The sequence below is a fragment of the Mesorhizobium sp. LEGMi-168a genome (genome assembly GCF_058312955.1).
Genome location: NZ_JBZEGV010000015.1, coordinates 121,803 through 135,667 on the forward strand (window position 1 = coordinate 121,803; position 13,865 = coordinate 135,667).

General features: G+C 60.4%; 17 protein-coding genes. 6 read left to right on the forward strand and 11 right to left on the reverse strand.

Translation table 11 applies throughout. The features are described from left to right. Nucleotides 1-16 precede the first annotated feature (16 nt). Nucleotides 17-274, forward strand: coding sequence for a hypothetical protein (locus AC4FWB_RS20125; RefSeq protein WP_491028006.1), 258 nt, complete (start codon nt 17-19; stop codon nt 272-274). A 217-nt stretch (nt 275-491) separates the two neighbouring features. On the opposite strand, the gene AC4FWB_RS20130 is transcribed toward AC4FWB_RS20125, so the two are convergent. The 5 genes from AC4FWB_RS20130 to AC4FWB_RS20150 all read right to left on the reverse strand — a co-directional run bounded on the left by AC4FWB_RS20130 (nt 492) and on the right by AC4FWB_RS20150 (nt 6,362). Further along, the gene (locus tag AC4FWB_RS20130; protein WP_491028007.1) at nt 492-2,393 is read right to left on the reverse strand and encodes a hypothetical protein; all 1,902 of its coding nucleotides are present in this window, start codon (nt 2,391-2,393) and stop codon (nt 492-494) included. Between the two features lies 1 nt (nt 2,394). After that, nucleotides 2,395-3,201, reverse strand: a complete 807-nt coding sequence (locus tag AC4FWB_RS20135; protein WP_491028008.1) for a hypothetical protein — start codon at nt 3,199-3,201, stop codon at nt 2,395-2,397. A gap of 199 nt (nt 3,202-3,400) precedes the next feature. Then, entirely contained in the window at nt 3,401-3,553 is a 153-nt protein-coding gene (locus tag AC4FWB_RS20140) for a plasmid mobilization protein (RefSeq protein ID WP_491028009.1), read from the reverse strand. 416 nt (nt 3,554-3,969) lie between these two features. Next, on the reverse strand, nt 3,970-4,806 hold the full coding sequence (locus tag AC4FWB_RS20145) for a plasmid partitioning protein RepB C-terminal domain-containing protein (protein ID WP_491028010.1): 837 nt from the start codon (nt 4,804-4,806) through the stop codon (nt 3,970-3,972). Continuing rightward, nucleotides 4,794-6,362 (reverse strand): recombinase family protein, encoded by a 1,569-nt coding sequence (locus tag AC4FWB_RS20150; RefSeq protein ID WP_491028011.1) that lies wholly within the window; start codon nt 6,360-6,362, stop codon nt 4,794-4,796. Before AC4FWB_RS20150 ends, AC4FWB_RS20145 begins: the two co-directional genes overlap by 13 nt. Before the next feature lie 127 nt (nt 6,363-6,489). Here AC4FWB_RS20150 and AC4FWB_RS20155 point away from each other — a divergent pair, with 127 nt between their 5' ends. The 3 genes from AC4FWB_RS20155 (at nt 6,490) to AC4FWB_RS20165 (ending at nt 7,956) form a co-directional block, all read left to right on the forward strand. Next, nucleotides 6,490-6,753 carry a type II toxin-antitoxin system HicB family antitoxin gene (locus AC4FWB_RS20155; protein WP_491028012.1) on the forward strand — a complete coding sequence of 88 codons (264 nt, stop codon included), beginning with the start codon at nt 6,490-6,492 and terminating at the stop codon, nt 6,751-6,753. Nucleotides 6,754-6,914: 161 nt separating this feature from the next. Further along, on the forward strand, nt 6,915-7,232 hold the full coding sequence (locus AC4FWB_RS20160; RefSeq protein WP_066999331.1) for a YMGG-like glycine zipper-containing protein: 318 nt from the start codon (nt 6,915-6,917) through the stop codon (nt 7,230-7,232). A 109-nt stretch (nt 7,233-7,341) separates the two neighbouring features. Beyond that, a complete protein-coding gene (locus tag AC4FWB_RS20165; RefSeq protein ID WP_491028013.1) occupies nt 7,342-7,956 on the forward strand; it encodes a class I SAM-dependent methyltransferase in 615 nt (204 codons plus the stop codon). Here the strand turns inward: AC4FWB_RS20165 and AC4FWB_RS20170 are convergent. From AC4FWB_RS20170 to AC4FWB_RS20195, 6 genes are all read right to left on the reverse strand, one after another. Continuing rightward, nucleotides 7,953-8,279 (reverse strand): hypothetical protein, encoded by a 327-nt coding sequence (locus AC4FWB_RS20170; RefSeq protein ID WP_491028014.1) that lies wholly within the window; start codon nt 8,277-8,279, stop codon nt 7,953-7,955. The two genes, AC4FWB_RS20165 and AC4FWB_RS20170, sit on opposite strands and share 4 nt — an antisense overlap. A gap of 308 nt (nt 8,280-8,587) precedes the next feature. Beyond that, a complete protein-coding gene (locus AC4FWB_RS20175) occupies nt 8,588-9,115 on the reverse strand; it encodes a hypothetical protein (protein ID WP_491028015.1) in 528 nt (175 codons plus the stop codon). Then, complete coding sequence (locus AC4FWB_RS20180; protein ID WP_491028016.1) at nt 9,112-9,660, reverse strand: HNH endonuclease signature motif containing protein; 549 nt, start codon at nt 9,658-9,660, stop codon at nt 9,112-9,114. Before AC4FWB_RS20180 ends, AC4FWB_RS20175 begins: the two co-directional genes overlap by 4 nt. A 231-nt stretch (nt 9,661-9,891) precedes the next feature. After that, on the reverse strand, nt 9,892-10,104 hold the full coding sequence (locus AC4FWB_RS20185; protein WP_491028017.1) for a helix-turn-helix transcriptional regulator: 213 nt from the start codon (nt 10,102-10,104) through the stop codon (nt 9,892-9,894). A gap of 158 nt (nt 10,105-10,262) precedes the next feature. Next, entirely contained in the window at nt 10,263-10,940 is a 678-nt protein-coding gene (locus AC4FWB_RS20190) for a hypothetical protein (RefSeq protein ID WP_491028018.1), read from the reverse strand. A gap of 91 nt (nt 10,941-11,031) precedes the next feature. Then, the gene (locus AC4FWB_RS20195; protein ID WP_491028019.1) at nt 11,032-12,372 is read right to left on the reverse strand and encodes a site-specific integrase; all 1,341 of its coding nucleotides are present in this window, start codon (nt 12,370-12,372) and stop codon (nt 11,032-11,034) included. A 344-nt stretch (nt 12,373-12,716) separates the two neighbouring features. Between AC4FWB_RS20195 and AC4FWB_RS20200 the strand changes: the two genes are divergently transcribed. Then, nucleotides 12,717-13,067 (forward strand): hypothetical protein, encoded by a 351-nt coding sequence (locus AC4FWB_RS20200; RefSeq protein ID WP_491028020.1) that lies wholly within the window; start codon nt 12,717-12,719, stop codon nt 13,065-13,067. Nucleotides 13,068-13,188: 121 nt separating this feature from the next. Then, complete coding sequence (locus AC4FWB_RS20205; RefSeq protein WP_491028021.1) at nt 13,189-13,857, forward strand: DUF2161 domain-containing phosphodiesterase; 669 nt, start codon at nt 13,189-13,191, stop codon at nt 13,855-13,857. Nucleotides 13,858-13,865 lie beyond the last annotated feature (8 nt).

Consider the following 13,865-nt stretch of genomic DNA (forward strand, 5'->3'; position numbering starts at 1 on the left):
AAGCCATATTAAGAGCATGAAAACTTTGCTGCGCATCGGTGCCCTCCCGCTTATCTTCTGGGCAACTAATGCCTTTGCGTTTGATGCGGCGAAGGTTACGGAAGACTATTACCGAGTTCGCCCCGCCTGCCGGATTGGAGAGTTGAACGGTCAGGAACTCAGCCAGAAACAGGCTGACGAACAATGCCAGATCCTTGCTAAGCTTGGTAAAGAGCTGCAAGCCAACGGCTACTGCTGGTATAAGCCAGAGCAGGAATGGCGTCCCTGCAAGTGAAGCAGATCGATCACGACCCAGACGAACCGCCCCGCGACCGATCAGGCAAAGGGGTCTATTGGGCGAACTTTGCAGTTCTGCTCCTCCTCTGGGCCTGGGGCCTCCACGAAGGACTTGTGAACTGGCAGTCGATCGCTCTTGGGTTCTGGTCTGGTGCATTACTTGCCACCTGGGTTATCGAATTGACTGGGAACAGAGTCCCGCCTTGGATGCGTCACTAACGGTGCTCAATCGCAGGCAGCGCGCTACTTCTGAGCATCGAAGCCAGCAAAGCGTTGCTGACGGGGCTAAGCCCGCCAGTCGCGACCTGATTGCCGAGATATCTCTGGATGGGAGCACTCATTAGCGCTCGACCGGCCACATAGGGCACCGCGGCGCCCGCAATTGCCCCGGGAATACCGGCCACCATGCTGCCAATACCGGCAGAGCCGATCGGCACCCCAAGATTTCTCACAGCCGACCGTGCGGCAGTTCCCGAGTTCGGCAGCGGTGTGAGAACAGCCTGCCCCGCTTTCGCAAGATCGGTGAAGTCATTCGCGCCGCGAGCAAACCCGCCCCGATTGCCACTAGAGGCAGCTACGCGCAGCTGAGCCGGGGAGATAAGGCCGACGCCAGCCGCCTCACCAGATCCGCTAGATGCCCTTTCCAGCACTTTGTAGTTGCCATAGTACCGTCGAAGAACTCGCCACGCTCCAAGGTCGCCCGGCGCGATAGAGCGTTCCATTGCATTATCGAGTGCATCGCGGAGTCCTCGAAACGCCCTGCCAAGAGTCTGATTGTTAGTCGATTGTGCAGCCAGAGAAAGATCCGAGCGGATCGCCTGGTATTCGGCGCCAGACAAACGTCCACCGCCAGCTCTAACCCTCTGCACAATATCATCGACGAGATTGTTGATGATTGGCTTCTGCTGGGCCTCCAGAAGGCGCCCGTAGCTATTCAGGGTTCGCCCCAGATCCTGAGCGAGCTGGCGATCGGCAACCATCGTGTTACGCGCAGAGAGGGCCTGGAACTGCTGCCCAAGACTGCCTTGCAGATTTGCCAGATTGTCAGGCGTAGCGCGGCCCGAGCCACCAGCCTTGCGCATGGCCGCATCGGTAAAGGCGTTCGCTTGGTTTTCCATCATGTTGGCAGCGCGCGACCCGCCAAGCTCGCTTTCCGCGTAGCGGAGCGCATTGGAGCCGGTCCTCTGGCCTGCCGTGACGGGGACGCCCTCCCGCAAGAGCGTTTGGACAGCGGCTTCACGCTCCGGAGAGGCCACAAATGGGGTCACGAGGCGCCTGACGCCCTGCCCAATGCCGGCCGCGAGAAATGGAGCTCCGACGCCTACCGCGCCGCCCACGAGGGCCCCAGAGCCGGCACCAGCCAGTCGGTCGCCCAGATCGCCATTTGCGTTTCCCGCCCCATTCAGTCCGCCGTAGATGGCGCCATCTAGCGCGCTATTGGCGGCCACCTTCCCAAGGGTCGCGCCTGCACGAGCTGCACTGGCCCCAAACCCAGCGCCCCCTGTTGCGAGACCCTGAGCCAGACCGCCGCCGATCTGGCCAGTTACATAAGAGCCCGGATTCTGATAACGCGCCTTCGAATCCATTGCGCGCATCTCGTCGAGTACCTGCTGGCGTGGCAGGCCTGAAATGGCGCTGCCTAGATACGAGCCGAGTTCATCGCCAAAGCCGAACGTTGTCGCATTCGCAGCTCCCATGCCGGCGGAGCCGAGGCGATCAAAATTGGCAGGTGAATACGCCGGTACACCGATTGGCTGTCCTGTGTTGCGATCAACCTGCGAATTCTTCCAGGCGCCACCTTGCGCCCTTGCAATACCAGCCTTCGCACGCGCGGCAGCTTGCTCGGGAGTGTCCAGACCGATCTTGGCGTAGAATTGCTCCCTCGGCATGTCGGAATAGAATTTCTGGTGCAGGGCGTCGGCAAGCTGCTTGTCCGTCAGATCCTGGTATTGCGGATATTGAGCGCGAATGTCCGAAATGGATGTTTTTCGGCCATAGTTGCGTACGTCATCGATGCTCACGCCTTCCGAGGTGATATAGCCGTCAATGTCTTCCTCTGGCGCACCTTGGGCGGCCATCTTGGCGACATTGGACTTGATGCGGGCGAGATCAGCCATACTACCAGACCCACCCATCAGTAATCATTGCGGTGGCTCCGCTGCTGCCGGTGATGCTTATTGCTCTTCCCGCCTGCGACGGCAGATGGTTGTCATAGCCAATCACGCATTGGTAGCCGGCAACGGGGCTGAACTGACTGCGCTTGGTGCAGCCGGAAACGGTCAATGTTGCCGAAGAATTCTGAACCCCGACCGTGATCAGAGTCGCGTCGTTTTGCAGGTCGAGCGTATCCGAGATCGGCGACGAATTGCTGAAGTTCCCGTTGGAAGAACCCGATGCGGTGTTGTTGCTGCCGATCATGGAAAACACGATGACGGAGCAATCCAGGGCGATGTTCGTCGTGAAGGAAATGGTTCCCGATGTGCCGCTCGGATTGAAGCTGTCGCTCTGGACGCCTGAGAAAATAGCGCTCGCCGTCGAGCCGGCAAAATACCAGAAGTTCAGGGTAGGGATGACACCGGACACACCGCCCACGGTGAAACTGGTAACGGTGACATTGGCAGGAACTGAAACGCCAGCGCCCTTCCCGTGAGCGATTGGGTAGACGAGAAGCCGCCTGTTTGTAAACTCAGGCCCGAAATTGACCCCCGTAAAGGTGTGGCTCGTGGAGGTTCCGCTCGGGCCTGCCGTGGCTGCGAGTTTCAGGGCGGTCTTGTTCGCGAAACTGGTCGGGAAGACAAGGCTGCTAGCCGTGCTTAGATCCGCGAGCCACCATGGCCGAGAATCTGATTTTTGGAATGTGTATGGCAGGCTCAGACCAAGTTCTGCCACGACATCCGCAGGCTGGGGAACAGCGGAAAGAGTCATTCTAAGCCCTCCTCATTGCTTTGAGGGCTGTTGCCTCGTGCATCACGCGGAAGCCAAACCCACTCTCAAGCGGCTGGGTGCCAGGCAGCGTGCCGTCGCGGGCGGCGGCCACGATTGAGCCGATGGCCCGGCATTCTGCCCGGTGAAGTCGCCAGAGCTGCATGAGGGTCATTGGGGGGGGCGTGGATGTGGGACATGGCTAGGCTGCAATCTCCGTTGCCTGGACTGCGAGCTGGCGAATCAAATCGGACAGGCTGAGCCCGCGCTGCATTGCAGCGGCGCGAAGGGCGCGCTTTTCCTCTGGCGAAACCCTGAGCCTGATATTTTCAACCATTGCTGCGCGCAAACGCATGGAGTTTCTCCAGAAAGAATTCCTCAGAAATTTATCAGGAGACAGTTGTTGTCGGCATTCCAATTTATCGAAATAACCAACGCAGCTACTATGCAATTCCAGCCGACGGGACCGCGCTGGACCTGCGGGAGGTGATCGGCAACGTCACGACCGAGGACGTCTCAAAGTGCGCTGCCAGAAATGCAAGAGCCGGGTGTGGAGGAACGCGCAGCTATTCCACCCCGGCGGAGAGCAAGCACATACGATCCGCTATCGGCGCCTAGTGCAGATCCGATGGGAGAAGCGGGTTTGGCGAGATAGGGTAGCCTCGTGCTTTCGGCACATCAAAAGCCGAGCCCCCGGTGCGTCTACGGCACGCACAGCGCCGAGACCACGAGGACAGCAATCGCCGGGCTTGCCGCCATCTTTGACCCCACTTAATTAAGTTCGGGCATTGACAAGCTGTGAAGCTCCTCAAATTGGCCCGGGAAGTTATGGGCCATGTATCGCACCACCTTCGAATTATCCATCAGCCGGTCAAAATAGCGGCTTGCCGCCAGCAGTTCCAAGCTCACAGAGCCCCGTCGCTCCACAGCGTACAGAAACTCACCGCTTAGCCTGCCAAGTTCCGGCGTCATCGCGCCGAGTTGATCTTCAGACACGTTGGCTATCATCGTTGGATCGAAACCCTCGGCCAGCAGAGGGCGTGGCGTAAAGGCGACGAGGATCTTTGCGTATGTGAATGTGACCAGCTCCATGGCAACCATCAGTCGGGCAATTTCCAATTGCCTGGCCGGAAGCACATGCCGCAGCAAACCGAAGATTTTCACCTTCACAAAGCAGTCCTGAAGGAAGTCGAGAACCTTGGGGCAAATCCCGTTGACAGGTTGCTGGCCCGCGCTGCTGCCTGCAGGCGAGCCGGCAAGCGTCGCTAGAGCCGGCTCGACCGTCGAGTCATGGAACCTCTGCGCTAGGCATCTTGGAATGGTGGCAAATCCCTCGGACATCAGCAACGAGCGAAACCCTTTGTCGTTCATTATCACACGAAGCGCTTCGGCCAGACGAACCAGGCGCCGTTCCGCATCCTCGGTTTCTCGTATGAAATTGCGCTTGCGCCTGCACGCCGCCTTGTAGGCCGCCGACAGCTTGGGCGCGAACAGCTTCTCCTTCGACCCCGGTTGATCGGCGGCAATTTCGCGGGCGTGTCTCTGAGCGCTGCCGTGCAAAGCCTTGTAGGCCGCCTCGCGGGTCAAACGATGCTTCAGCCGCACCATAGGGTCTCCGCACTCGCTCGCGCTGACAGCCTGACGAGGGGTTCGAGCGTGGAAAATAGGTAGGTGTCCAGCTGCGCTCCATTGTTCGCGGTCAATTGCGATTTGCCGACGATTTCAGAAGCGGGGGCGATGAGGTAGTCCCGAATGACCAAGTCGCCCGGGCGCATCCTGATCAAGGTGAAAATGTCGGCCGCCGACTGGCGCTGGATGTCCATGGACCAGAAGGGATAGCCGTGGTCGGAAGCGCGGCAGCGTGCGATTTCGACCGCAACCGTGAACTCGTCGTTGATCCGCAAGAGGTCCTCCTCTCTGTCGTAGATCGCCTTTCCGCCAGCACATCCGATCGCGGCCAGTAGGTTCCCGATCGCCTGTGTGCGCAGCGATGCCAGCCGCTCACGCGACGTGATGAACTGCCAGTTCTTCGGCGGCTGATACCCAATCAGTTCGTAGGCCTTCAAAAGGCTTCCGAAGCGATGATGATACATGCTTGCCGCGGGGCAATCAGGCGCGGCGTCGATGATCGAACTGGACAGGGCACCGTGGCGTGCCAGGACCTTCTTCAGTGCAGCCAGTATCTCCTGATTGCTCACGCGCAGATGCGAATAGAGCTTTCTGTGGATGGCTTGAGCCCGATCAAACAGCTTGCGGTCGATAATGGGCTCGAATGCGCCTTCCGCTCGCACCCATTGTTCAGGAGGATTGCGCACTGCCTTTGCTTTCAGCTTGCGCGAGCGCCTGTTCCAGACATTGGTGCCAACGTATTTTTCATTGGTCAGGACGCCGCGCACGCTTTCCCTCTTCCATGGTCGCTTAAGGTCTGTCAGCACGCCGCGCTTGTTCAGCAGCCGTGCCATATCGAGCTCTCTCATGTGCGTTTTGACGAACTGACGGAAGATCCACCGAACCGTTGCAATCTCTTCCGGCGGCCCGGGGACCAGGATCGTCCTGTCGGTGTGCACGCTCTTTTGCTCGTGCTCGGAGAGAATAAGTTTGGGACGTCCCGAATGGTCGATAACCTGGCGTCTTAAGCCGAGCCCGGGCTTGCCGCCCTGTCGGAACCCCAGCCGGATCAGCCTGGCCTGGCCGATGAAAGTCTTTTGCGAGAGCATGCGGCTGTGCTCGGCCGCCATGCTTCGTTTGATGGCCTTGAGCACATCGGACCCGATGCTGCCGTCGTTCAAGAACTGCTCGGCGCAGAATTCGATCCGCACGCCGGCCAGATGGCAACGGTACTCGTAGGACGCGCTTTCATCTATGTTCTGAAAGCGTCCCCAGCGACTAACGTCATAGACAACGATGGTTTCGAAATCGGCGCGCCCGCTCTCCACATCGGCAAGCAGACTTTGCAGGCCGGGGCGCCCTTCCAACATGAGGCCGCTGCGACCGGCGTCCTCGTAAGTGGCGACGATCTCGTAGCCCATGATGTCAGCATAGTTGCGGATGGCATCTTTCTGGTTATCGATCGAGTAGGTCTGGTGCTCTTTCGACATGCGCAGATACTGAGCCGCGCGCACTACGCGCCTACCTGCGTTGCGAGCAGCTGCAACCTTGTCCATCGTCGTCTGCCGTCGTACCGATAGGTCAAACTAGCGATCGGCGGCCTGCGGGCTGGTTAACAAATCCGGTCCAGTTTATGTCGAATTCCATGCTTCGGAGGTGAAGCGAGTGGCGGAAAGATGCCGCGTGCCACGATATGTCGGGCTGGTCCACAAAGCGACCGGGACGGACTATGGCGTGTCCTTTCCTGACTTTCCGGGCGTCGTCACCGCCAGCGCGAGCTTAGGCCAAGCGCGCAGGCTCGCCGTTCGGGCTCTCGCGCTTCACATCGCTGGTATGGTTGAGGATGGAGAGGCCATCCCGGTACCTTCTTCTCTGGATCAGATCCTCGCAAAAGCCGATAGCGGCGCGCAGAGAACAATTCTTGTCCCGCTGAAGTCCCACCCATAGGCCAGGAGCCCGGTTTCCGGTTTGGAGACCATGCTCATCAACAGCCGGGAAACCATGACTCACTTCGTGAGCAGGCTTCGCCGCCGTTCCGCCGCAATGCGACCGCACTTGGCGCAATCGCCCCTTCCTTCAGTCCCTGGGGCTTCAGAGGAGTTCTAGAGATGATCATCAAGAAGGCCATTCTCGCGGTGCTGATGACCGCCGCGCTCGCCGGCTGCGAGACGCAGACCGAAGGCCAACAGCGGGCCACCACCGGCGCGCTGATCGGCGGCGCCGGCGGCGCGCTGGTCGGCCAGGCGATCGGCGGCAACACCAAGAGCACGGTGATCGGCGCGGCAAGCGGCGCCCTGCTCGGCGCCGTCGTCGGCTCCGCCACCACCCCGCAGCGCCGCGGCGAGCAGCTCTGCCGCTACCAGGACCGCTACGGCCGCATCTACACCGCTCCCTGCGATGACCGGTATTACAACGGCGATTATTGATACCTAATAATCCGACAGGTCGGTGGAGCATTCGCCGGCCTGTCATCTTTTGCCCACTTGCCTGGGCTAGGCTATTCTCCGGATGCGGCGGGCTACGGAGGAGGTCGAGGTGACAACCCTTGCCGGCGCGCTTAAGAACCGTGGCAAGCAGGCGGCCAAGCGCCTACTGGGATACGATTCCCGCAACTGGCTGCGCATCCGCCAGATCGAAGCCTTCACCGCTTTCCTCGAAGCGGCCAACCGCAAGTCGCGCGACGTGATCGAGATATCGCCGGGCTGGAACCGCTATTGGAAAGCGATATGCCCCAACTACAGGTCCCTCGATTTCCCCGACTTCGACATCTGCAAGGATCGCACCGACGAGCAGTATTCGATCGTCATTGCTGACCAGGTGCTGGAACATGTGCAGCGGCCGCTGGCGGCGGCCGCCAACATCCACGCCATGACCAAGCCCGGCGGCTGGGCAATGGTGGCCACACCCTTCCTGTTCCGGGTGCATGCCCGCCCGCACGACTACAACCGCTGGACGCCCGCGGGGCTCAAGCAGGTGATGGTCGAGGGCGGCTTCGCCGAGGACGACGTCCAGGCCTTCGGCTGGGGCAACAAGGCCTGCGCCAAGGCGCATATCGGCGGCCCGGTGCGGGCCTATGGAGTCTGGCGGGACCTGAGCAACGACGAGGAATACCCGCTGATGGTGTGGGCATTTGCGAAGAAAGCCAATTAGCCGTCCGGGCATTGCCTATTGATGTCCTGATCAACGGCGCAATTCGGCTGCGCGGTCTGGGCCGGCGAAATTATCAATGCATAGTCGCCCGGTGATACGCGGACGCGATACTGATGCAGGGCGTTGGCGTTGCCAGAGATAACGATGGCGAGGCCCACCGGATCTACCTTCCAAGGGGCTTTCGAGTGGAGCTGGCGGCCGATTCCGTGGCGCTTGCACCAGTTTGCCACAGTCTCCGGTGAAACCTTTGCAATGAAGGCCGCGTCCTTTAGCCGGAGCCATTTGCCGCTGACCGGATGGCTGGAGAGCGTGGGCGCCGCCATCGCAGCACACACCCATTCATCGACAACGTCGAAGACGCTGGGTGCAGTCGGATTCTGGCCTATGGCCCAAGGCTCCTCGCTCGCTGTTCCGTCACTGTTTTCAATGGAAGGCGCGACGCTGGAGGGAAGGGGGCCAACGTGCGTTCCTGGCTCCTCTTCCCTCCTAAGCCCCGCGACGCCGATGACGGCTTCGCCTTTCGCGATTTGCTCCGGTCTCAGGTCTGGGTCTTGGTATAGGTCTTGGTCTTGGTGTGTGGACACACTGTCAGAGCATGGGCACAGGGTCACCACAGGGTGTGGACAGGGTGTCATCCTGCGTTTCCCCTCATCAATCGGGTGTTCATCAGCCTGGAGGTGTTGCCGATGGTCTCCGCTATCGATTTGACCGTTCCAGAAGCTCTGGCGGCTTTAGCGGCTCTTGCGGCTGCCTCTCGCTGGATTCGCAGTTCGTTCTCCTCTTCGAAGGCGGCCAGGGCTTTCTCTCGGAGGCGATCGCAACTGATGGCTTCGAGCCGGCGGCGCGTACCAAGGGCATGGTCATCGTTTGTGGGCGGATTGTGCTTGAACCAGCGTTCGATCAGGATGACTTCGTTGGCGGGGTCGTGATCGATCAGGCCGGCAGCGACCAGTTCTTTCAGCACGCTGGCATATCCTGCCTCAGACCAACCTAGATCGGCACAGGCGTAACCCTGCGGGAGTTCGTAAACCCCCGCACTGGTGACATGGGCATTGGTGAGGAGATAGAGATAGCCGACCTTCGCTTCGTCAGGCAGCTTGATGAAGCGCGAGGATCTCCACACCATAGGCGAGACCTTGGTGAAGGTGCGTGCGCTCATTCGGCCAGCCCTCCGCAGGAACTTGCGGCGGCAAACTCTCCGAAGTGGTGCAGCTCAGCTTGCCGCCGGGCCGAGATGGCCTCCTCCTTTTCGGTAAAGCGGCCAAGGCTGACACAGCGGTTGTTAAGGCCGATGTAGGCCTCCCAGCGCCGAAGGCTGGCGATGAATGAGACGCCAACCGTGCCGCTGGAATTGTCTTTGCCCGGGCGTCGATTCCTGGCGTTCTGGAGAGGTGTCGCCTCGCGAAGGTTCTTCCACCTGTTATCCGCGCGCATTCCGTTGCGATGGTCGAGCAGATGCTTCGGCCACTTCCCGGTTTGCATCAGCCAGATCACGCGGTGAGCACGATACAGGCGATAGTCGATTTCAACCTGAGTGTAACCCTCGGCCGTGCGCGTGCCGGCAAGGGCGCCTCGTTGGCAGCCCCTCGCCACTCGCCACGTAAGGGCGCCGGTCTCGGGATCGTAGAGGAGCAGTTCTCGTGCCCGTTCGGCCGTGAGAGCGGGCGCCCTTGCCCGGCGCTGAGCTATCGTTGCTTTTGCCATCAGCGCACCCCCAATCCTGCCAACCGGCAGACTTCAAAGGCGGTCGCTGGAGGCACTCGAAAACGATTGGAAATCAACGCGACGGCATACGAGCCATCTTCAATCGCAATTGCAGTTTCACAGTGGTTAGGGTAGAAATGAGCCGCTACAGCTTTCGTTTCCACCGAGCCGCCGTTCCCATGCCAGGGCGCGGCGGTTTCGCTATGGAGAGGCATCTGCTTGCACCTCCAATCACGCTGCTACCGAGGTGGACTTCCGGCGGTTGCCGTCAATCCAGGCATCGAGGTCTTCGGGTTTGTAGACCACCGTGCGACCGAGCTTGATGTACTCGGGACCGACGCCGGTCAGGCGGAGCTTTTCAAGGGTGGAAACGGAGAGCCCGACATAACGAGCGGCACCATCGGTGCGGAGCGTTTTGGGAGTCTCGACGGCTATGTCTGCCATTTGGTTGCCTCATCAACCGCCCGGATAATCCGCAGGCGTAAAGGCAACATGCCGACACATCGTGCGGCGGTCATTTTGCAACTAAGGCAATTGCCTTATGTGCCTTAAATGCTGATTTAAATCAATCTAAGTCATTGATGATAAATGAAAAATTGACTTTAACTCCCCCGGTTTATTCTGCCGGCCGCCCGCAAAATCGTCTCTTTGCTCGGAACGCCCGTCTTCATCTCGTCGCCAACGGTCTTGACCAGCTGTGCATCCGAAACCTCCGAGCGGTCCGGGACCCCGTTCGGGTAGATGCGGGCCAAAACAGGTCTAACCCGGATCTGATCCTGGGGGATTCTGTTCCGTTTTCGCAGAGAGGACTCCGGGATGGCCAACGTCACTGTTCCGTTATTGTTTTCAGGGGGAGGCTCAGCCTCATTCAGAGTTGGCCACAATCGGACGATATCAGCCCGACGAACAGTTGCAGACCGGTATCGCGGGATCCTCTCTTGGGTGCCGTGCGACGGCGCAAAGGTGAATCGCTCAGAGAGATCGTCGTCGTAATCGAGGGATAAATGAGCCCATTCCTCAGGCGAGGGTGTCACGAGTTCGAGCGTTATCTGATGGACCATCGTAACAGGCAGATCACCATCGCCCGCATGTCTCAATATTTGCCCGAGCGCCTCCCCATAGTTCATCGCCTCGTCGGTATCTCCACGGGCGAACCATGAAACCAAGAGGGGCCAGCTGCTAGCCTCGTCTACCTTCTCGAACTTTCGCCACATGACCCACGCCACCGCCATAGAGAGGGACCAGATGGATCTGCTCGATGGGCTCGAATCTTCGATCATCGCTGCACCTTGCGAAGCACCTTGAAGGGCCGCAGGGAAGCCAGGAGGTGCGCCCCGGCTTATCGGCTGGCCGGCCTATCCCTGCGAACTGTTAGCCGGCCTTGTCCTTCCTCATTTGGATGACTTCGGCGGACTTCTTTTCCTCGCCCATCGCTGCGGCGATAGTGTTTCCTATGGCGTCGGACGCCTTGCGCAACGGATCGGCGTGCAGGTGTGCATACCGTTCGGTCGTGCGGGCCTGGGTGTGCCCAAGCAACTTGCCGACGATTGGCAATCCGATATTGGCGCCGACCCCGATCGAGGCGTGAGTGTGTCGCAAGTCGTGGATGCGTACCCGGAAGCCGGGATTATCGGCTTGAGCAGCGAGACCGGCGCGCTTGCGAACCATCTGCCAAGGCCGCTTGAGGTCAGCACGTGGGCGGCTTTCGGTCTTGCCGCCCTTGAGAGCTTTCGGTTTGCCGGGAATAACGTATCGATCGATGCGGGGCAGATCGGCCAGCACCATTTGGGCAGGCGCGTTCAGGATAATGGTTTTCTGCCCGGTCTTGCTATCAGGCAGGAGCAGCAGGCCGCGCTCTAGGTCCACCATGGACCATTTAAGGTGCAGGATTTCCCGCAAGCGGGCACCGGTCAGAATGAACAGCCGCAGAGCTGCGGCCGATGCGGGGTCTATCTTCACCCGCCGATTGGCAGCCTTGGGGGCGTGTTTGATTTTCTTTTCGGGATCAGGCTCCCATGCAATGCCGATCGTCTCGGCTTCGCGTATGGCCTCCCCAAGTCGCAAGAGTTCATCGGAGGTCAGGAAGCGCTCCCGCTTTGCCTCTCGATACTTGGCGATGCCCGCCGCCGGGTTTTCCATCTTGGGCAGGATCTTGCCCTTGATCGCCCAGCCGTACATTGAGCTAATCACGTCCCGAACACGGTTCGCGGTTGTCGGCTTGTCCTTGAGGCTGAGAACCAAGGCCGCTACATCGCTCGGCGTCAATGCCACCGCCTTGCGCGTACCGAAGCGCTGCACCGCGTAGGCGTTCAGCATGTGGGCGTACTGCGCATGCGTATTAGGCTTCTTGATCGCCTCGATATGGGCAAGGAATGCCTCTGAAAGCTTGGCAAAGGGAAGGGCGCCCCTGTCCTCGGCTCGATCCCTTGAGGGGTCTTGTCCTTTTACGACGGAAGCCAAGAGGTCTTTCGCCACTTCGCGAGCTTGATCGGGCGTAACCTTGCCGACCTTGGCAATCGTTACGCGCTTGACCGGAGCTGATCGCCCAGAGCCGGCGCGATACCGGACAATGTAGGACATGCCACCAGTTGCACGGACGCGAAGGCCGAACCCGATCAGCTCGCTATCGAAGACATAGAAGTCGGTGCCGTTCGGCTTGGTGGCGTCAACCAGGCGCTTGGTGATTTTGACTGCCTTATCACTTTCCGACATAGTTAGCTCACGATTTCGAGGGCCGGGCACCACCGGGGCACCACCAAAAAGGAAACGCCGCAATACTGACGGAAACAGCGTAACCGATTTGCATTGAAATTAATAGCTTTTCGGAAACTCGACGCAACGAACGGAAACAGAACACAAGAAAGGCCGTATGAATGGCATTCAAGAGGTCGTCGGTTCGATTCCGATTGGCTCCACCAAACAGTCTTTCTTCTTTGACGCTCGGCTTCGTAGCGGTCGCACTGGTCGCTTGCCAATCGGCATCCGAGGCGCCGCCTGCGCCTCCGCCCCAACCTGCCCCGGCTGCCGTTGCGGCTCCCGCTTCTCCGGATTTGGCGGTGCTGGACCAAACGGTGGCGATCACGCCCCCCGGCAAGGGCGTTCCGGCCAGATATGCCGCATTTTCAGGCATATGGGCCGGACGGCTGGATGGCATGTATGAAGGCAAGCTGGCCGTGCTGACGGTTTCCTCGGGCGGCCAGGTGACGGTCAGCTACGCATGGGGTGACGTGGCCGACTACAAGCCGGGGGTCGCCGACGGGGCGGGGAGGATTGCCGGGAACACATTGAAGCTCGGCCGCCTGCCGAATGGCGCGGACGCCACCTTTGCGATGCAGCCCGACGGAACCCTGGCTGCCACCTATGCGCTTGCTGGCCAGACCTATAGGGGCCAGTTCGCCAGGCAATAGTCCACGCAACGGCAGTCCACGAGATTGTCACGGACCGCACCTCGATCGCGGGGATTACCCTGGCAGTCTGCACGTCACGCTGCGACGTGCCGGCCAGGCCCGAATCGGCTATGCCTCTGCCATGCAGGAAACGTCCCTCTATGCCCCGGTGAAGCGGTTCCTCGAGAGCCTGGATTTCACCGTCAAGGGCGAGGTCGGCGGTTGCGATGTCGTTGCGGTGCGCGACGGTGAGCCGCCCGTGGTCGTCATCTGCGAGCTGAAGCTGCAGTTCAATCTGGAGCTCGTCCTGCAGGGTGTGGATCGCGCGGCAGCCTGCGACGAGGTCTGGCTCGCCGCCAGGCAGTCGGCGCGCGGCAAGGGCCGCGAGCATGACCGCCGGTTTCGCGCGCTCTGCCGCAGGCTTGGTTTTGGCCTGCTGGCGGTCGACGGAAAAGGCAAGGTCGAGCTGCTGCTCAGCCCGGCCGCCGTGCCGCCGCGGCGCGACCCCAGGCGGCGCTCGCGCCTGGTCGAGGAACATCACCGCCGCAAGGGCGATCCTTCCATCGGCGGCAGCACGCGAAAAAAGCCGATCATGACCGCCTATCGGCAAGAGGCGATCGCTTGCGCAGCGGCCATGGCCGATGGCCCCAAACGGCCGCGCGACCTCAAGGAACTCTCGCCGCGCGCGGCCAGCATCCTGCTGCATAATTACTACGGCTGGTTCGCCAGGGCCGAGCGCGGCATCTACGCGTTGACCGAGCTCGGCCAAGCCGCCGTCCAGTCACATGAGGTGGTTGAGAGCCCCCTGTAGCCACAGTC